Raw genomic sequence first — 19,192 nt, forward strand, 5'->3', positions numbered from 1 at the left:
CTGTCCGATCGAAAATGCTCATGGCTAGGAGACCACGGTCATTTCGAATCGGACGGTGCGGGTGTTGGCGAGGCTGCGCGTGTTCGCGAAGGCGCGCGTGTTCACGGTGCGCGTGTTGACGGTGCGGGTATTGACGGCGCGCGTGTTGATCTGACGCGTGTTGACGGTCCGCGTGTTGACGGTCCGCGTGTTGATCTGACGCGTGTTGACGGTGCGCGTGTTGATCTGACGAGTGTTGGCCACCCGCGTGTTGATGTCGCGGGTGTTCGTCGCCCGCGTGTTGACCGTGCGCGTGTTGACCGCGCGGGTGTTGGCCAGGCTCCGGGTGTTGGCCAGGCTCCGGGTGTTGACCGCAGCGACCGGCTCGTAGGTGAGGTCGTCCTCGCCGGCGCCGAACAGCGGCCCCGCCGGGTTGACCAGCTCGTCGAACCCCTGAGCCGTCTGCTGCCCGGCGCGCCAGGCGGCGACGACCTCCTCGGCTTGCCACTGGGTGAGTACTGACATGTGACCGGTCCCTCCTGGGCTCGTCTTCTTGGTCACTCCAGATGCTCCCAGCGGCCATTGCAGTCCCATTGCAGTCCCGGCCTGGCGCCGACGTGCGGAAAGTCCCGTGATCCGCAGCGCCGTCCCGGGCGTATCACTTCGCAGACCCTGGAGCTCTGCCCTGGGGCATCGGGAGCACGTAGAGGACGTTTCGGGGACGTGAGAGAGGCAGCACTGTGACCAACCCATCCATCGTGGCGACCCCGCCGGTCCCACCGCTCGGCACGCACCTGCTGCTGGTGTTCCTGCTGCAGGTCGGAGTACTGCTCCTGGTCGCCGTGGCGCTCGGCAGGCTCGCCGTACGGTGGAAGATGCCTGCCGTGGTCGGCGAGCTGTGCGCCGGCGTCATCCTGGGCCCGTCGCTCCTCCAGCAGGCCGCCCCCGCCCTGGGCGCGTGGCTGCTGCCACGCGACGCCGAGCAGTTCCACCTGCTGGACGTGGTCGGCCAGCTCGGCGTGCTGCTGCTGGTGGGCATCACCGGCAGCCACCTGGATCTCGGGCTGGTGCGCAGGCAGGGCGCCACGGCCGCCAAGGTCAGTCTGTTCGGCCTGGTCATCCCCTTCGCGCTGGGCGTCGGCGCCGGGCTGCTGCCCTCGCCGCTGGCCGCCGGCAGCCCGGACCGTACGGTGTTCGCGCTCTTCCTGGGGGTGGCCATGTGCGTGAGCGCCATCCCGGTCATCGCCAAGACCCTGTTCGACATGAACCTGCTGCACCGCAACATCGGCCAGCTCACCCTGGTCGCCGGGATGGTCGACGACGTGTTCGGCTGGGTGATGCTGTCGATCGTCTCGGTCATGGCCACGACCGGGCTGGCCGCGCGGAACGTGGTGCTCTCGATCGCGTACGTGCTCGCGGTGCTCCTCTTCGCGGCACTGGTCGGCAAGCCGCTGATCGCCCGGCTCTACCGGCGGGTACGCACCCCCTCCACCGTCACCGCCGTCACGGTGGCGCTGGTCCTGCTGTCCGCCGCGGGCACCCACGCGCTGGGCCTGGAGGCCGTCTTCGGCGCCTTCGTGATGGGCATCCTCATCGGCGCCTGGGGCAAACCCGACCCCGCCGGGCTCGCCCCGCTGCGCGCCGTCGTCCTGGCCGTGCTCGCTCCCGTGTTCTTCGCCACCGCGGGGCTGCGCATGGACCTGACCGCCCTGGCCAGGCCCGAGATCCTCGGCGCGGGCCTCCTGGTGCTGGCCGTCGCCGTCGCCGGGAAGTTCGCCGGGGCCTTCCTCGGAGCCCGGCTCAGCCGGCTCACCTCCTGGGAAGCGCTCGCGCTGGGCGCGGGGATGAACGCCCGAGGCGTCATAGAGGTCATCGTCGCCATGGTCGGCCTGCGGCTCGGCGTCCTGAACCTGGAGACGTACACGATCATCATCCTCGTCGCGGTCGTCACCTCGCTCATGGCGCCGCCGATCCTGCGGGTGGCGATGGCCAGGGTCGCCGTCACCGAGGAGGAGAACCTCAGGAACGACGACGATCCCCGGCCCGCCACCGCCCCGCGCAGCCCGGCCTGACCGCGCCGTGTTGACGATGATCAGCCGGGCAGGGTGACGGCCTTGGCGACCGACAGCGTCCTCAGCCGCATAGCCGCTGGTAGAGGCAAGCTGGAGCTGCGAGCCGAGCACCAGGCCGAGGAAGTCGCGCCCAGAACGGCCTGTCCAAGGCGAAGATCATCCGCTGCTCGAAGCGCTACGTCGCCCGCGAACGTGCACCGGCTTACGGATGGTGACGTTCCCCTTCATGCCTTGGCGGCCCGCGATCACGCGCTTATGTTGGTGATCGTTTGCTGGCTCTCCGACCCACGGGGTGATCATGAGATCCACGCGCACGAACGTGACCATTCTGGCGAGCATCCTCCTCATGGCCGGGCAGGCGGCGGGCGCGCCGCCGGCCGTGGCGGACGGTTGCCCGGCGACCACCGACCAGTGGGAGGTCACCGACCTGGGCGTCACCGGGTACGCGCTCGACATCAACGATCTGGGACAGATCGCCGGCTCCAGCGTGAGCGCGACCGGCGAACAACGGGCGACCGTCTGGGACGGCGCGCAGGTGATCGATCTGGGCAGTCTGGGCGGCGGCCACGCCTCCGGCAACGCCCTGGACGAGGACGGCAACGTCGTCGGCAACAGCTACACGGCGACGGAGAAGGGGCACGCCTTCCACTGGCGCGCCGGGACCATGACCGACCTCGGCATCTTCGGCAGCATCCCCACCCGCGTCCGTGACGTCGGCGCGGGCGTCATCGTGGGCGAATACCGGCACCTGCTGCCCAACGGCACGGCCCGCTACCAGGCGTTCCGCATCGAGAACGGCGTCAGGACCGACCTCGCCGCCGTCTCCGGCAGCAACGCGGCGGCCGTCAACCCGGCCAGGCAGATCGCCGGCACCCAGCGCCTCCTCGAGCCGCCCGGCCCGGCGAGCCAGCGGGCGCACCGGGCGTTCCTCTGGGAGGACGGCGTCATCACCGAGCTCGGCACGCTCGGCGGCCAGTGGAGCCAGGCCGAGGCGATCAACGGCGACGGCCACATCGTCGGCCAGTCGGCGCTCGGCGCGGACGGCGTGCTCGCGGGCGGCTACATCTGGAGCGCCGGGGAGGGCATGCGGCGCCTGCCCGACGCCGGCGGTACGGCCGCGCCCAAGGCCGTCAACGACGACGACGTGATCGTCGGCACGCACACCTGCACGGAGGCCGGCACCACCGCCCACGCGGCCGTCTGGACCGGGCCCGGCGCGGCGCCGACTCTGCTGCCCGACCCGGCGACCGGCACCGCCACGATGGCCAACGCCGTCAACGCGCAGGGCGAGATCACCGGGTGGGCCGAGGCTCCCGACGGCTCGCGGCGCGCTCTCGTGTGGCGGCCCGCGCCCGGGAGTTCCTGAGCCTCAGCCGGGACCGGGGAATGGGCCTCCTGGACCTCGGCGAGGTGGCCGGGCCCATCGATGAAACCCGGCGTGCATCTTGCAGGCGTCCCGAACCGGGGGACGTTCAGCACCTTATGGGCCGCTCGCCCACTCTGGTGCGGTTCCGGGACGGGCGGAAGACTGGGAAGGCCGTTCCCTGGCCGGGGTGCCGCCCGCGTACAGGCGGACCGACGTCAGAGGTCAGGGCAGGACGCGGCCGAGGAAGTCGCGCACGAGGGGAACGATCTCCGCGAGGCTGGTCTCCAGTGCCCAGTGGCCGGCGTCGAGCAGGTGCAGCTCGGCGTCCGGCAGGTCGCGCAGGTACGCGCGCGCCGCCCCCTCAGGCATGTAGCCGTCGTGCGGCCCCCAGACGATCAGCGTGGGAGGCTGGTGTTCGCGCAGGTAGGCCTGCTCTTCGGGGAACCAGCCGAGGGTGGTGGCCTGGTCTTCGAAGAGGCCGACGACGTTGCGGCGGCGCTGCGGGGTGTTCATCAGCGCCCAATGGAGTTTCCACAGGTCCGGGGGTACGCGCTCGGCAAGGTGCGGGGGTAGTTCGCCGGCGAATTCGTCGCGGAAACCGTCCTCGGAGACGTTCTGCGCCATCTTGGCGCGGCCTTCGTCCGTGGGGTTGGCCCAGAACTCCTTGAGCCAGGCGTATTTGGGGCCCAGTTCGTCCTCGTAGATGTCGCCGTTCTGGATGACGAGTGCGGTGATTCTTTCCGGGGCGCGCAGAGCCAGGCGGAGGCCGAATTGGGAGCCGTAGTCGTGCAGGTAGAGGGCATAGCGCTGCAGGCCCATGACGTGGGTGAAGCGTTCGAGGAAGGTGGCGTAGCCGTCGAAGGTGTAGGAGAAGTGGTCGGGAGTGGCGCTGTAGCCGAAGCCCGGCAGGTCGGGGGCGAGCAGGCGCCAGCGGTCGGCGAGGGCGGGCATGAGGTCGCGGAATTCGTAGGAGGAGCAGGGGTAGCCGTGGGGAAGCAGGAACACCGGCGCGTCCGGTGGCCCGGCCTCCCGGTAGAAGGTCGCGATTCCGTCGACGTCGATCGTGTGGTGACTCAGCGGTGCCGGCATGGTTTCGGTCTCCTCCGGGGGTCAGATGGCAGCCCTACCCAGGAATGGCACGGAGGTGTCAGTGGCGCATGGCACTGTGGACGTCCATGAGTCTGAGTGTGCGTGAAGCCGTCCTCGACGCCGGGCGATCTCTCGGGGTGCCCGAGCCGGTGGCCGAGGCGTTCGTCCGTCTGCTGCGCCCCTGCGTCTACCTTTCCCCCTACGACGAGCTGCCGGAAGAGCTGAAGAAGGACGCCCGTCCGGCCGCTCGGGCCGTGGGGCTCGCCCATCTGCCCGCCGACATGGAAGCGCCCCTGCAGCTGCAGCATGTGGTGACCATCGACTGCGCCGCCATCCCCACCGGCGTCCTCGACATCGACTTTCCCGCCGACGGCCACCTGGTCATCCTCGCCGAGCTGGGCTACTACCCGGGGGAAGGCGTCGTCATCCACCTGCCGGCGGGAGCCGAGACCGTCGAACGCCGCTGCCGGAGGGATACGGAGCCGAGCGAGCCGTTCCCGCTGTACGCGGTCCCGGGCATGACCCAGCCCGCCTTTCTCGACTGGCCCGACGTCCAGGAAGCAGCCGACTACGCCGAGGGCGACGACGAGCGGGCCGGCCGGGTGACCAAGCTGATGGAGGCGATGGGGGACCTTCCCGAGGTCCGGTGGAAGTTCGACATCCAGCTCGGCGGTTACTGCCGCGCCTGGCACAACCCGGTGGAGGACCGCGGGGACGTGCTGTTCGTCGGCATCCCGGAGAGCGAGGTCTTCGGGGGCGACGCCATCACCTTCATCGCCGGGACGCGGGAGCAGATCGCGGAGCGGCGTTACGACGAGCTCGAGTTCGAGGTCGAGTGCTGACGTTCCTTACAGGCACGAAGGGGTGATGTGTCATGGGATGGATCGTGATCGCGACAGGCCACGAGCTCACCGTCGAGGGCACGCGGCGGCCGGTGCTCGCCTGCCGGACGGCCGCGGGCCGGGCGCTGGCCAAGGTGCCCGCCAACGTCAGGAAGGACCCTGCCGCGGTACGGCTCGCCGCCCTCCGCGACCGGCTCGGTGAGCGTGCGCGGGCGGTGCACGACCAGGTCGAGTGCTGGATGGTGCGGTCGCTGCCCGTCCCGGCCGCGGTGCTCGCCGCCGTGTGGGACGACCCGGTGTGGCGCGAGACGCTGACCGACCTGGTCATCGCGCCGATCGTCGGCGGCGTGCCCGACCTCGGCCGCTGCGCGCTCCTCCGCGAGGGGGCGTGGACGGGTGCGGACGCCTTCGCGATCCCGCACCCGCTGTTGCTCGGCAAGGAGCTGGCCGTCTGGCGGGGGCGGCATCTCACGCAGGTCGTGGAGCAGGTGGGGCGCGGGGTTTGGACGCGTCCCGCGAGCATGGACCGTACGGTCGGCGTGGTCGACGCCTACGCCCGGTATGAGAGCGGCGCCGCGTTCGAGCGCCGGGTGCACGAGCTGGGCGGACGCATCAAGGGGGAGAAGGCGCGGTTCACCGTGTACGCGCCCGCGCCGCTGGCCGTCGAGATCGACCTCGACTGGAGCGGGCCGATGAGCCCGGCCTACCTGGCTTCGCTGCGCTTCACGGCGAATGGCGAGGAGATCGGTGATATCGCCTGGTCCGAGGGCGTCCGCATCCTCATGGCTCTGTACGCGGACCGCACCGTGGATGAGACGGAGCCGGCGGTGGAGGCGGCCGAGGCGTGCTCCCACCAAGGCCAGTCCGATACCGGGGCGCCTTCCAGCAGCGGCACCACACCGGCACGCGCCGTGCTGTTGCGCGCCGGTGCGGTACTGCCGGGCACTCCCTCCGGCGCCGACGAGGACACGTGCGTCGCCGTCCGCTACGAGCACCCCGTCCTGGACGAACCGGTCATCGAACTCGTCCGGCACGCGGCCGTCGAAGGCGACAAGGCGGAAAAATCCCTGTACGACCTGACGCCGGTCGCGGAGACCGAGGTCGGCACCGTGCACGCGGGCCCCCTCGGCTTCCTCCCGGACGCCCTGCACCGCCACCCATCGCACCGCCCCCGCATCCTGGCCGCGCACGCCGACCTGCGATCCGCCCGCGACCTGGCCGCCCGCAAGCCCGGCCTCGCGCGCACGGCGCTCACCCGTACCGGCGACGACCTGGAGGCGCACGCGCCCGAGCTGCTGCCGCCGTTCTACGAGGAGTGCGCGCGGATCCTGGCCGCCGCCGACAGCGCCCGCTTCGCCGCCGCGTTCTTCGACCAGGCCCGCGCCGCCGAGGACACGCACGCGCTGCCGGTGGACGAGGCCGCGCTCGTCGCCGCGCACCTGGTCGCGGGGCCGGACGCCGCCGGAACGGCCACGCTGAAGAAGCACGCCAAGCGGCTCGCCGCCCGCCATCCCGCCCCGGATGCGTACCGATGGCAGCGCAGCCTGCTCACCGGGTGGTGCGAGCAGGTCCAGGACGGCGCGGACGGTGCGCTGGCCCTGGCCGACGGGTGGATGGCGCTGGCGAAGTCCGCGAAGCACGCGCTCGGCGGCCCCGAGGACGAGCGCGCCGTCCGGGCGCTGCTGGGGAGCGGCTGCATGGAGTCGGCGCCGCGGGGCCTGTGGACGTTCGTCCTTCCGCTGCTCGGCGCAATGGCACGGGCCGACTTGGGCATCGGTCGCGAGCCCCTCGGCCCGATGGCGCGGGCCGACTCGGGCATCGGCCGCGAGCCCCTCGGCCCGATGGCGCGCGCGGACGCGGGCGTCGGCCGCGCGCTGCTCGGCGTCCTGCCGCTGCCCGCCGGCGACAGCCCCAAGGCGAAGAGCGCGGCGGTGTCGCTGCTCCTCGCCAACCTCGCGGGCGCGGGCCTTACCGCCCCGTTCGCCACGCTCCCAGGGGCGGCGGTGCGGAGCTGGCTCGGGCGTTTCCTGCAGTTGTACGCGGGGCTCGCGCTCCCCGTCGCCGGTCTCGGCGATCTCCTGCGCGACGCCGGTGCGCGGCTGCGCGCGGAGGGCCTCACCTGCGACGGCCACGAGGCGGTGCTGGGCGCGGACGAGGACGAGATCAACCGGTGGGAGGAGACCTCAGCCGACCTCCCGCTCCTCGATCTGCTCCTGGAGTGCGGCGTTCCGCTGGCGCGGCCCCGGCTGCTGCACACGTTCAAGCTGTACGACCGGCTCGCGTCCGGAGTGGGCACCGATCTGGCCGCCGTCGCCGCCGACCCGGACTGGGCGCCGCTGCTGCACGACGCGATCGTGGGCAACGTGACGAACCAGCTCAACGTCACCGAGCCCGCCGTCCCCAAGCAGACCGCCCCCGAGACGGTACGGGCGCTGACCGCGACACCCGGCACGGCGCGGATCGTCGCCGCGATCCTGGCCGAGCATGCCGGGCGCGTCCCTGACCAGGGGCTTCCCGACGCGCACGCCGCGCTGTGCGACGCCGGGTGGTTCACCGTCGCCGGGGTTCCCGGCCCGCTGCTGGGCAGCGTCCGGGCGATCGCGACCGGCACGGACCCGGCCCGCGCCCTCGCCGCCACGCTGAGCGGCGGCGTCCTCGACGAGCTGGAGCTGCCCGCGTTCGTCCCCGGCCACGTCGACACCATCATCGACTACCTGGAGGAGAGCGGCGCCGACCTGCTGCTGATCGAGTCCGGGCGGCTCTGGGAGCACCAGTTCCGCGCCTCCGTCGTCACGCCGGACGGGGTCGGCCCGTCGCACGGCTTCGGCACGTACGAGCACGTCTCCAGCAGGTCCCACGAACGGACCGAGGCGCGCGACCTCTACGACCGCTGCCTGATCGCCGTGAACGGCCGGGTGACCGTGCTGGACCACGGCGGCCCGCACTGCCCGCACGGCAGCGCCCACCCCGCCGCCCGCCACTTCGTCCCTTTTGACGGCGAACGGGTCGTCTTCCCCGGCGGCGCAGAGGCCACCGTGTGGCGCGGCCAGGGCCGCATCATCGAGCTGCGGGACCCTGCCGGGCGGACCATCGGCCGCTACGTGCGCGGCTGGGGCAGGGTGCCCGAGCACGACGGCGCCGACAACATCGGCGTGGTCGAGCACCACCGCTACGCGTCCGGGACCCGGCTGGTCGCGCCGCCCGGCTGGTGGTCGGCGATGCGTCCGCGCGACCCCGCGGGGTCCAGGGCGCTGCGCGCCGTCGACGTGCGCAAGGCGCAGGCCCTGATCGACGTCGTGGACGCCAAGCTCGCCGCCGACCTCATGCGGGTGCTGGACCCGGAGAGCGGGTACGCGGAGAAGGACGCCGTCCGCGACGAGTTGGCCGGACGGCTCCGCCCGCTCCTGCCGGAGATCACCGACGAGTCGCTGAGGAAGGGCGTCGCGAGTCTGGTGTGGACGGCCGTCGAATGCCGCGAGCGCGCGTTCGCCCTGCTGAGACGGCTGGCGCTGACCCCGCCTGCCGGCCTGCGCCCCGCGCCCGCCTTCGCGGTGCCCGCCGTCCAGGTCGAGACGTCTTTCGAGCCGGACGATGCGGGGCCCGAGTCCGCGTACGAGAGGATCGTGCACTTCGCCCGTGCGGCGGTCGAGGTGCCGTACGACCAGAAGATCGCGACCTTCGACGCCGCCGCCGTCGCGGGCGTCGAGAACACGCTGGGCCGGCTCGGCGCCGCCGTCCTGGAGGCCGCGTGGGGCGGCGGCGGGCGCGAGCGGCTGCTGAGCATGGCCGCCGCTCCCGGGCTGCTGCGTACCGACGGCACCTGGCACGTCGCGCGGCTGCGGCCGGAGCACGAGCTCGGGCAGATCCGCTCGGGCCGCGGCCCCATCATGATCGCCGCCGTCGCCGATCACGAGGAGGTGGGGCACGGGTATGCGGTCACGGCGCTCCTCCACACCCCGGACGGGGCTGATCCGCTGCTGTTCACCCGCAATCGGGTCGTCGAGCTGCGGACGTGTCGTGGCTGGGGCGATCCTGGACGGCTCCGGCGGGCGCTCGACCTGATCGCCGGGAACGGGCCGCCGCCTGTGGACCGGGAGGCGATCTTACGGGCATTCGCCGAGGGCACCGGGCTGTCACCGGCGCAGTGCCTGATCCTGCTGTCCACCTCGGCTCGTACGCTCTGCTGGCCGGACGGGTGGGCGCGGGGGCGCGTCGCCGCTCTCGTCCGGGAACCGGGGTTGAGTGAGCGCGAGCTGCGTGTCGCCGCGCTCTCGCTGGAGGCGGTCACCACCGCCGACGAGGCCGTTGAGGTCGTCGAGTTGCTCATGCCGGACGAACCGGAGGATCTTTGGCGGACGGGGCCCGAGGTGGGGCGGGCGGTCGCGTACTGGACGGAACGCCATCCGAGGCTCACGCCGCTCAGCGCCGAACAGTGGGTCACCCTCGCGTCCGGTGCGGAGGATGTTCTGGGGGCGCTGGTCGCTCTGCTCGGTGAACGGCCGTCCGTGCCGCCGCTGGGTCAGGTTTCGCGTGCCGTGAGGCTTCTGGGCGATCGCCTGCCCAAGGATCACCCTGCTCGTACGACCGTCGCCGCCCGGCTGCGTGACCTGCACGAACACTTGACAGGCCCGGACACGACCGTGGCCATCGCCACCGGGGTCACCTCGGTCTCCGCCCTGGAGCGAGCCGCCGGGGCGACCGCGACCCATCTGCCGGAGAGCAGGCTCGCCATCGGCGCTGCTCTGGTTCTGGAGCCTGCCGGAGACGGCTACCGCGTCCTTCTTCGGCCGTCCCGCTGGGCTGACCTGGACGTTCTGGCGTCGGCCCTTGGTCGTGGTGTCGCTCCGGTCCTGGAGGATCTGCGCTTTCTCCGTTCGGCCGAGTGTTGTTAGCGGCATACTCGGCGTCCGCGACGTGGAGGAGGAGGGGACGGCGTGGAAGAGGCCAAGCGGTCCTACGAACGGGCTGTGTACGCCGGCGAGATCGATGGACTGGTGGAAGCGGAGAGGGGCCTGGACGAGGTCGAAGCCGACCTTGTTCTGGCCCGGGGCCGCATCCTGCACGCGCGGTTCCTCGATGACCGGTTGGAGGATCCGCGTGAGCTGGCGCTGTTCGAGCAGGCGGCGGAGTTGTACGGGATGCTCGGTGATGCGGCGGGCGAGGCCGAGTCGGTGTTCTGGGTGGGCTGTTTCCACCAGGTGGTCCGGAGTGATCACGACAGGGCCGTCCCGCTGCTGGAGCAGTCCTACGAGCTGGCGTTGAGGGCCGGAGATCGGCACACCCAGGCGGAGGCGCTTCGGCACCTGGGGATCGCGGACCACGCCGCAGGCCGGTTGGATGCCGCCAGGCAGCGACTGGAGGAGTCGGTACGGCTGCGGCGGGAGATCGGGCTGCCGGCCGGTGTGGCCGCCAACCAGGTGGGGCTGATCTACATCGCCGCGGCGCAAGGCCGGCGGGATGATGCGCTGTCGCTGGCGGACGAGGCGCATGCCCTCGCTGAGTCGTGCGGAGCCCGGCGCATCATGGCACAGGTCGAGGAGGCGCGAGCGCAGATCACGGCGTCGGGCCACGACCATGGGGCCTGACGAAGCCACAGGTGTCAGCCGGACGCGGCCCGATCGGGGTCGTCGTCCTCGAAGCCAGGCGTGACGTCCACGGCTCCGCCGCCAGGAGCGGGCAGGTGCGGCACGACCGTGTCGGCGACGGCGGCCAGGGCGGTGCCGGTGCTGGGGTGGAGGCGGAAGCGCTGGTCGAGCCCGGTGATCGAGAGGAGGCGGGCGGGGGCGCCGTGCAGGGCGGTCAGGTGGACGGCGCCGCCGTGCCGCTCGGCGAGGGTGTAGGCGTCGAGCAGGACGCGCAGGCCCATGCTGTCCATGAAGGTGACGCCCGCCATGTCGAAGATCAGGTGGTCGGTGGGGTGGCGGCGGACCTGGGCGATGAAGTGGTGCAGGCCGGGGGCGCCGGCGAGGTCGATCTCCCCGGCCAGCGTGATCACGGTCGCGCCGGCGTGGTGCTGGTGGTGTGCGGACAGCGATGGCATGAGACTCCCTTGTCGGAGCGACGGGGGGCAGCTGCTGTGGCTGGAACGGGAAATCCTCCTTACCACATACCCGCTGACGGGGCGCGACATTTCCCCATCGCATGAGGAGCCGGAGACTTCACCCGATCGTCATGGGGCTCGACCAGTCGCCCTGCACATCGCCGTACCAATGAAGAATCCGTGACACAAGGCCCTTCCTACCTCGCCGGGCTCAACGTTCTGTTCTAACTTCAGTGATTGCGAACTCTCACCGTGCACGTCCGGAACCACCTCCGCACAGATCGGGAGAACCATCGTGATGAAGCTGACTTCCCCCGCCCGCAACGTCACCCCCGCGACCCTCGCGCCCGAGGCGCTCACCGCCTGCCGCGACTGGGCGCGCCGGTTCGGCGCCGACACCCCCCGCCATCTCCGCTACGCCACCCTCGTCCCCTGGGTGCACCCCGACATCGTCCCCGAGAGGCAGGCCATCCTGGCGAACATCTACGTGTTCTACCGCGTGTACGACGACTTCAACGACGCCTACGGCACCGACTTCGCCACCAGCCGGGCGCTCGCCAACGCCATGATCGACGTCCTCGACGGCCGCGAGCCCGGCTCGGAGGCGACCGCCGTCCGCATGTTCGAGGACCTGTGGCGGCAGCACGGGGAGAGCGCCCCCGCGACGTTCCTGACCCGCACCGCCGCGCACTGGCGGGGCTACTTCGCGACGCAGACCCACTACCTCGCCATGCGCAAGCCGGACTATCCCTGGAACCTCGACGACTACCTGTCCCTGCGCCTCGACAACGGCGGCCTGCATCTGTCCATCAGCCAGGGCGAGCTCGCCAACGGCCGCTACATCCCCACGCACGTCTACCGGCTGTCCTCGCTGACCGCGATGCGGCGGCTGGCCTCCTACTGCGTCATCCTCACCAACGACCTGCACTCCGCCGTCCGCGACGAGAGGAACGGCGACCACAGGAACCCCGTCGCCCAGCACATGAGGCACGCGGGGACGACCAGACGGGAGGCGGAAGAGCTCGTCCAAGGGCTGCTGTTCGACTACACCGACCTGCTCCACGGGCACGTCGCGCACCTGGAGCGCGAGTGCGACCTACTCGAACTCGGGCCCGAAGATCGTGCTCTGGCCAGGGTCGGCGCCACGAACTGCGTCAACCACGCCGCCGGGTACGAGGCGTGGGCCGCGCGCAACGAACCGGTCATGGACACACTCGACGTCCGCGCCGACGTCGCCCCGCGCGCCGTCCAGCCCCGGCCAGGCGGCGCGAAGGCGCAGGTAAGAACGGGTAGGCCAAACCGACACCCTGCCCTGTAGTCGCAGAATGTAGTGTATTGACTACTTAAAGTGATGGAATGGGGATTGTCCGCAGCAAAGCACTCCCGAGGAAGGCTGGACATGTCCACCCCCATCCATCACCGCACCCGCCGGTGCCTGCGCGCCGGCGTCCTGGCGCTGGCCGGAACGGTCCTGCTCGCGCTGACCCCGGCGGCTCCCGCGCTCGCCGCGAACACCATCACCGTCAACTCCGCGAAGAAGAAGGACGACACCACGATCCTCATCAACGTCACCTTCACCTGCGACGCGGACGGCCCGAACGCCATCCAGGGCATCGCGCTGAAGGACCGGCCGAACTACGCGACCGCGGTCGCCGGCGCCATCACGTGCGACGGCAAGGGCAAGAACGCCAACGTCCCCGCCAAGCTCGTGAAGGGCGCGGTGCTCAACGTCGGCGACCAGGTCGCGGTCCAGGCCGAGCTGGTCAGGGTCGAGAACAAGAAGATCGTGCAGCGCTACGGCAAGTCGCGTGAGCAGCTCACGGTGGAGGAGGCCCCGCAGCCCTCCCCGAGCCCGAGCCCGACCGCCACCGCCGCCTCATGACCCGCATCGCCATCAACGGCCATTCGTTCGACCCGCTCCAGGAGCCCCCCGAGTCGCGTGCCGCCGACGCCTCACGTTCGGACTACGTGCTGGTGCAGGTCGACGGCCTGCTGACCGGCGAGTGCAGGACGGAGCTGGCCGGGATGGGCGTCGAGATCCTCGAGTACGTCCCGGACGACACGTACCTGTGCCGCTACCGTCCCGCCGACCTGGAGGCCGTGCGCGCCCTGCCGTACGTGACCTGGGCGGACGTCTACCGTCCCGAGCTGAAGATCGCGCCCGCGCCGCGCACGGAGCAGGCGACCGGGCTCGTGGACGTGGTCTTCCAGCACGGCACCGACCCCAGCGCGTCCGGGCTGGCCGAGCGGCTCGCCGCCGTCGCCGGCACCGCGGCCGGCCGGCCGCGGCCGGGCTCCCGCAAGGCCCGCCTCGCCGTGACCGATGACCGGCTCGCCGAGCTGGCCTCCTGGGACGAGGTGCGCGCCGTGCTGCGGGTGCCGCGTTACGGCCCGGCCAACAACGTCGCCCGGGTCATCCTGAACGCCGACGTCCGCATCGGCGACACCACCTACCAGGGCGAGGGGCAGGTGATCGGCGTCGCCGACACCGGCTTCGACAAGGGCTCCACCACCGACGTTCATCCGGCCTTCACCGGGCGGGTCGCCAGGCTGTACGCCCTCGGCCGCCCGGACAAAACCGACGACCCGCACGGTCACGGCACCCACGTGTCCGGCTCCCTGCTGGGCAGCATCGACTCCCCGCAGATGGGCGGCAGGATCGAGGGCACCGCGCCGAAGGCCCGCCTGGTGCTGCAGTCCCTGCTCGACGAGCAAGGCGGATGGTTCCTGCCCGAAGATCTGCGCCAGTTGTTCGGCCCCGTCTACGACGCCGACGGCGTCCGGGTGCACAACAACTCCTGGGGCACGACCGAGGTCGGGCTGCCGTACGAGTACGGCGGCTGGGAGATCGACGACTTCGTCTGGAACCACCCCGACATGGTCATCTGCTTCGCCGCGAGCAACGACGCCACGGACGGCGACGGCGACGGCGTCGTCGACCGCGGGACGATCGGCGGCGTCGCCTCGGCCAAGAACAGCATCACGGTCGGGGCCAGCGAGAACGCCCGCCCCGAGCTCACCAGGACCTACGGCGAGCTGAAACAGAACCCCTTCCCCGCCGAGCCGATCCGCTCCGACAGGATGGCCGACGCGGCGCACGGCATGGCCGCCTTCAGCAACCGCGGCCCGACCAAGGAGGGCCGCTACAAGCCCGACCTGGTCGCCCCCGGCACCAGCGTGCTGTCCGCCCAGTCCCGTGTCGCCGAGCCGGGCACCAACGCCGGCACCTCAAGCGACCCGCTGCTGTCGTTCAAGCACGGCACCAGCATGGCCTGCCCGCTGGCGGCCGGCTGCGCCGCCGTCGTCCGTGAGAGCCTCATCGCCAACGGCACCCCGAACCCTCCCGCCGCGCTGGTCAAGGCCCTGCTCGTCAACGGCGCGGTCGAGCTGACCGGCCAGTACTCCCCCACCGAGGCGGGCAGCTCCCCCAACCACGACTCCGGCTTCGGCCGGCTCGACCTGGCCCGCGCCATCATCGTTCCCGGCCGTACCCGCGACGCCGGCTTCCACCAGGGCGAACCCCTGAGCCAGGGGCAGGAGCACACCACCACGATCGCCGTGCCCGCGCCGCCCCGCAGCCCGGGCGCCACCTTGAAGGTCACCCTCGTGTGGACCGACCCGCCGGGCGCAGGCCTGCAGAACGACCTCGACCTCGTCGTCCGCGCCGCCGACGGGCGGGAACGCCACGGCAACATGGGCGGCGACCCCGGATACGACCGCCACAACAACGTCGAGCAGGTCTGGTGGAGCGGCGTGCCCGCGGGGGAGGTGACCGTCACCGTCCGCGCCCACCGAATCACCACCCACCCGCAGCCGTACGCCCTGGTGTGGCGGATCACCTAAGTCCAGCGCGAGAAGTCGTTTGCCTCAACCGGCGCCGGGAAGCCGCAGAAGGCATGAAGGCCACATCCAGCGCCGTGCACAGCACCGAGCAGCCACCGGAAGGGCCGACCGAGCTGCACACCCGCTCATGGTGGGGCGTGCTGAAGCGGACCGGCAAGGAGTTCGGCGACGACAAGCTGACCGACTGGGCTGCGGCGCTGACGTACTACGCGACATTGTCCCTGTTCCCCGCGCTCCTGGCGGTGGTGTCGCTGCTCGGCGTCTTCGGGCAGTCGGCGACCCGGCCGCTGCTGGAGAGCCTCGGGCCGATGACCCCCGGCCCGGCCAAGCAGATCCTCCAGCAGGTGCTGCTGGCGCTGGAGCAGAGCCAGCGGGCGGCGGGCGTCGCCCTGGTGATCAGCCTGGCCGTCGCGCTCTGGTCCGCCTCCGGGTACGTGGCGGCGTTCATCCGGGTCACGAACGTCGTCTACGAGATGCCCGAAGGCCGTCCGATCTGGAAGACGCTGCCGTTGCGGCTGGGCATCACCGCCGTCCTGGTGGTGCTGATGGCGGTCGGCATCGTCTCGGTCGTCTTCACCGGGAACATCGCGAGGCAGGCAGGCGAGTTCCTGGGGATCGGGCAGACGGCGCTGACCGTGTGGGGCATCGCCAAGTGGCCGCTCCTGGTGGCGGTCGTCATCATCGTGCTGGCCCTGCTGTACTGGGCGGCGCCGAACGTGCGCCAGCCCGGGTTCCGGTGGGTCACGCCGGGCAGCGCGCTGGCCGTGATCCTGTGGATCGTGGTGTCGGCGGCGTTCGGCTTCTACGTGGCGAACTTCGCCTCCTACGGCGCCACGTACGCCGCCATGGGCGGGGTCATCGTGTTCCTCATCTGGCTGTGGCTGTCGAACATCGCCGTCCTGCTGGGCGTGGAGTTCGACGCCGAGCTGGCCAGGGAACGTGCCATCGACGCCGGTCAGCCGCCGGAGAAGGAGCCGTACCTGGAGCCGCGTGACACCAGGAAGATGGACGAGGACGAGAAGCCCTGAGCGGGGAACAATGGCCACGTGGCCTGATCGTGGTCACGCGACCCGCGCAATCACCAGGAGCCCGCTCATGAACCTCGATCATGTACTGGTCGACCGCGACGCCGACTTCGTGACGATCACGATGAACCGGCCCCAGCGGCGCAACGCCCTGTCCATGGCCCATCTGCGTGACCTGATCGGCGCGTTCCAGGCGGCCGGCGACAGCGACGCGTCCGGGATCGTCCTGGCCGGGGCGGGCCCGGTCTTCAGCGCCGGTCACGACTTCGCCGACGTGGCCGAAGCCGACGAGGACGCGGTGCGCGCCCTCCTGGACACCTGCCTCCAGCTCATGGAGCTGATCGAGTCGGTGCCGCAGCCGGTCGTCGCCCGGGTGCACGGCCTGGCCACCGCCGCGGGCTGCCAGCTCGTCGCCACCTGCGACCTGGCCGTCGCCGCCGACTCGGCAGGGTTCGCCGCGCCCGGCGGGAAGGGCGGCTGGTTCTGCCACACGCCCATGGTCGCCATCGCCCGCAACATCGGCCGCAAGCGCGCCGCCGAGCTGGCCTACACCGGCGACACCATCACCGCCGCGCAGGCGCTCGACTGGGGGCTGGTCAACCGGGTGGTGCCCGCCGATGAACTCGACGCCGCCGTCCTCGACCTGCTCGGGCGGGCCACGCGCGGCAGCCGCGCCTCCAAGGCGCTCGGCAAGCGCACCCTGTACGAGCAGCTTTCGCTGCCGCAGACGGACGCCTACCGGCTCGCCACCAAGGTCATGGCCGAGTCGTCGCAGTCGGCCTCGGCCCGTGAGGGCATGTCGGCGTTCCTGAGCAAGCGCCAGCCGAAATGGAGCGACTGACGCGCGCGCTTCGGAATGGGCGTAGTCTGCGCCAATGCCGCACGGTGACATTGACGGGATCGCCGCGGACACCAGGTTCGGCATCGCCAGCGGCGGCAAGGGCTTCACGGCCCTGGCGGTGCTCTCGCTGGTCCGTGACGGCGTGCTGGAGCTGGGCACCACCGCCCGCTCCCTGCTCGGCGAGGACCTGCCGCTGATCGCGGAGGACGTGACCGTCGAGCACCTGCTCACCCACACGTCCGGCATCGGCGACTACCTGGACGAAGAGGTCCACACCGACATCACCGAGTACCTGATCGGCGCGGCGCACGAGCTGACCACCACCGAGGCCTTCCTGCCCCTGCTCGACGGGCATCCCGCCAAGTTCAGGGCCGGTGAGCGGTTCTGCTACTGCAACGGCGGGTTCGTGGTGCTCGCCCTGCTGGCGGAGCGGGCCAGTGGCGTCGGCTACCACGACCTGGTCAGGCAACGGGTGCTCCGCCCGGCCGGCATGACGATGACCGACTTCCTGCGCTCCGACGAGCTGCCCGCCGACGCGGCCGTGGGCTACCTGCCGCTGGACGGGGTCGATCGCGCCAACGTCTTCCACCTGCCGGTGCTGGCCACCGGCGACGGGGGCATCCACACCACGGCCGCCGACGTGTCCGCCTTCTGGCGCGCGTTCTTCGCCGGGGACATCGTGGCCGACGTGGCCGAGGTGGTCCGTCCGCGCTGCGACGTACCGGAGGAGTCGCTGCGCTACGGCCTCGGCTTCTGGCTGCACGAGAGCACCGACGCGGTGATCCTCGCCGGGTACGACGCCGGCGCGTCGTTCAAGTCCACCCACGACCCGCGCACCGGCACCACCAGCACCGTCCTGTCCAACACCTCCCCCGGCGCCTGGCCCATCGTCCGCGCGCTCACTCCTTGAGCGGCGCGCACAGCTCCGCGAAGCGTCCTGCGTCGATGTTGCCGCCCGAGACGATCACGCCGACCCTGCGCGGCAGCTCAGGCACCCGCCCGGACAGCAGCGCGGCCAGCGGCGTCGCGCCGCTCGGCTCGATGACGATCTTCAGGCGTTCGAACGCGAACTGCATCGCCGCGCGGATGTCGTCGTCGCTCACCAGCGCGATGTCGTCCACCAGGTGCTTGTTGACGGAGAACGTCAGCTCGCCCGGGATCTCGGCGGCCTGGCCGTCGGCGATCGTACGCGGCACCGGGATCGACACCCGCTCCCCCGCCGCCAGCGAGCGCTTGGTGTCGTCACCCGCCTCCGGCTCCACGCCGGTCACCCGGATCCCCGGCAGCAGCCCCTTCGCGGCGGTGGCGCTGCCGGCGATGAGCCCGCCGCCGCCGACCGGGACGAGCAGCGCGCCGAGATCCCCGGCGTCCTCGATCAGCTCCAGCGCCGCGGTGCCCTGACCGGCCATGACGTGCGGATGCTCGTACGGCGGGATCAGCGTCAGGCCGCGCTCGGCCGCCAGCGCCTCGCCGATGGCCACCCGGTCGCCGGTGTAGCGGTCGTAGGTGACGACCTCCGCGCCGTACCCTGCCGTTGCCTCCCGCTTCGAACGCGGTGCGTCCTCCGGCATGACGATCACCGCGGCGGAGCCCAGCTCGCGCGCGGCCAGGGCGGCGGCCTGCGCGTGGTTGCCCGAGGAGTAGGCGGCGATGCCCCTGTCCAGTTGCTCCGGTGTGAGCCTTGAGATGGCGTTGTAGGCGCCGCGGAACTTGAACGCGCCGATGCGCTGGAAGTTCTCACACTTGAGGAAGACCTCCGCGCCCACCCGGGCGTCGAGCGTGCGTGAGCGCAGCACGGGGGTGCGGTGCGCGACGCCCTTGAGGCGCGCGGCGGCGTCCTGGACGTCGTCGAGGGTGACCGGCAGTGCGGGAATCGTCATGCCGAGAGCGTACTTTCAGGAAGATCCGGCACCGCACAGTTCAGCTCGCAAGCACCGCCCCCAGCCGAGGCGCCTCGGCCGTCCGAATGGGTGATCATCACCGCCGTCATCGCCGGAGTCGCACTCGGGCTGGCGACCGTGATCGCGCAAGCGGTCGAAGGTCGTCAGGCCGACATCGTGAGCAATCTGGGCGGCGAATGAAGAACGGCGCCGGC

Annotated in this window: 15 protein-coding genes; 11 read left to right on the forward strand and 4 right to left on the reverse strand. The window is 71.5% G+C overall.

What is annotated here, in order from left to right:
• Nucleotides 1-24: 24 nt before the first annotated feature.
• Entirely contained in the window at nucleotides 25-504 is a 480-nt protein-coding gene (locus tag ABD331_RS53305; protein ID WP_344493955.1) for a DUF6229 family protein, read from the reverse strand.
• A gap of 215 nt (nucleotides 505-719) precedes the next feature.
• Here ABD331_RS53305 and ABD331_RS53310 point away from each other — a divergent pair, with 215 nt between their 5' ends.
• Together ABD331_RS53310 and ABD331_RS53315 are read left to right on the forward strand one after the other, a co-directional pair.
• Complete coding sequence (locus ABD331_RS53310) at nucleotides 720-2,051, forward strand: cation:proton antiporter (protein WP_344493957.1); 1,332 nt, start codon at nucleotides 720-722, stop codon at nucleotides 2,049-2,051.
• A 298-nt stretch (nucleotides 2,052-2,349) separates the two neighbouring features.
• Nucleotides 2,350-3,417, forward strand: coding sequence for a hypothetical protein (locus ABD331_RS53315; RefSeq protein WP_344493958.1), 1,068 nt, complete (start codon nucleotides 2,350-2,352; stop codon nucleotides 3,415-3,417).
• A 222-nt stretch (nucleotides 3,418-3,639) separates the two neighbouring features.
• Here the strand turns inward: ABD331_RS53315 and ABD331_RS53320 are convergent, their stop codons facing one another.
• Nucleotides 3,640-4,506, reverse strand: a complete 867-nt coding sequence (locus ABD331_RS53320) for an alpha/beta fold hydrolase (protein WP_344493959.1) — start codon at nucleotides 4,504-4,506, stop codon at nucleotides 3,640-3,642.
• Between the two features lie 86 nt (nucleotides 4,507-4,592).
• On the opposite strand from ABD331_RS53320, the gene ABD331_RS53325 reads away from it, so the two are divergent.
• The 3 genes from ABD331_RS53325 to ABD331_RS53335 are packed head-to-tail and all read left to right on the forward strand — an operon-like array spanning nucleotide 4,593 to nucleotide 10,933.
• Nucleotides 4,593-5,348 carry a hypothetical protein gene (locus ABD331_RS53325; RefSeq protein WP_344493961.1) on the forward strand — a complete coding sequence of 252 codons (756 nt, stop codon included), beginning with the start codon at nucleotides 4,593-4,595 and terminating at the stop codon, nucleotides 5,346-5,348.
• Nucleotides 5,349-5,380: 32 nt separating this feature from the next.
• Nucleotides 5,381-10,240: a DUF4132 domain-containing protein gene (locus ABD331_RS53330; RefSeq protein WP_344493963.1), complete on the forward strand. Its 4,860-nt coding sequence runs from the start codon at nucleotides 5,381-5,383 to the stop codon at nucleotides 10,238-10,240.
• A 42-nt stretch (nucleotides 10,241-10,282) separates the two neighbouring features.
• Nucleotides 10,283-10,933, forward strand: coding sequence for a tetratricopeptide repeat protein (locus tag ABD331_RS53335; RefSeq protein ID WP_344493965.1), 651 nt, complete (start codon nucleotides 10,283-10,285; stop codon nucleotides 10,931-10,933).
• 14 nt (nucleotides 10,934-10,947) lie between these two features.
• On the opposite strand, the gene ABD331_RS53340 is transcribed toward ABD331_RS53335, so the two are convergent.
• The gene (locus ABD331_RS53340; RefSeq protein ID WP_344493967.1) at nucleotides 10,948-11,388 is read right to left on the reverse strand and encodes an STAS domain-containing protein; all 441 of its coding nucleotides are present in this window, start codon (nucleotides 11,386-11,388) and stop codon (nucleotides 10,948-10,950) included.
• Between the two features lie 298 nt (nucleotides 11,389-11,686).
• Between ABD331_RS53340 and ABD331_RS53345 the strand changes: the two genes are divergently transcribed.
• The 6 genes from ABD331_RS53345 to ABD331_RS53370 all read left to right on the forward strand — a co-directional run bounded on the left by ABD331_RS53345 (nucleotide 11,687) and on the right by ABD331_RS53370 (nucleotide 18,007).
• Nucleotides 11,687-12,706, forward strand: a complete 1,020-nt coding sequence (locus ABD331_RS53345; RefSeq protein ID WP_344493968.1) for a terpene synthase family protein — start codon at nucleotides 11,687-11,689, stop codon at nucleotides 12,704-12,706.
• 81 nt (nucleotides 12,707-12,787) lie between these two features.
• Nucleotides 12,788-13,270, forward strand: a complete 483-nt coding sequence (locus tag ABD331_RS53350; protein ID WP_344493970.1) for a hypothetical protein — start codon at nucleotides 12,788-12,790, stop codon at nucleotides 13,268-13,270.
• Complete coding sequence (locus ABD331_RS53355) at nucleotides 13,267-15,231, forward strand: S8 family serine peptidase (protein WP_344493972.1); 1,965 nt, start codon at nucleotides 13,267-13,269, stop codon at nucleotides 15,229-15,231. The genes ABD331_RS53350 and ABD331_RS53355 overlap by 4 nt, the downstream gene beginning before the upstream one ends.
• A gap of 53 nt (nucleotides 15,232-15,284) precedes the next feature.
• Nucleotides 15,285-16,259 carry a YihY/virulence factor BrkB family protein gene (locus tag ABD331_RS53360; protein WP_344493974.1) on the forward strand — a complete coding sequence of 325 codons (975 nt, stop codon included), beginning with the start codon at nucleotides 15,285-15,287 and terminating at the stop codon, nucleotides 16,257-16,259.
• A 67-nt stretch (nucleotides 16,260-16,326) separates the two neighbouring features.
• A complete protein-coding gene (locus tag ABD331_RS53365; protein WP_344493976.1) occupies nucleotides 16,327-17,097 on the forward strand; it encodes an enoyl-CoA hydratase-related protein in 771 nt (256 codons plus the stop codon).
• Nucleotides 17,098-17,131: 34 nt separating this feature from the next.
• On the forward strand, nucleotides 17,132-18,007 hold the full coding sequence (locus tag ABD331_RS53370) for a serine hydrolase domain-containing protein (RefSeq protein ID WP_344493978.1): 876 nt from the start codon (nucleotides 17,132-17,134) through the stop codon (nucleotides 18,005-18,007).
• On the opposite strand, the gene ABD331_RS53375 is transcribed toward ABD331_RS53370, so the two are convergent.
• Complete coding sequence (locus ABD331_RS53375) at nucleotides 17,997-18,977, reverse strand: threo-3-hydroxy-L-aspartate ammonia-lyase (RefSeq protein ID WP_344493980.1); 981 nt, start codon at nucleotides 18,975-18,977, stop codon at nucleotides 17,997-17,999. The genes ABD331_RS53370 and ABD331_RS53375 overlap by 11 nt on opposite strands.
• Nucleotides 18,978-19,192: the final 215 nt, after the last annotated feature.

It is taken from the genome of Nonomuraea monospora, assembly GCF_039531895.1.
Lineage (GTDB): Bacteria > Actinomycetota > Actinomycetes > Streptosporangiales > Streptosporangiaceae > Nonomuraea > Nonomuraea monospora.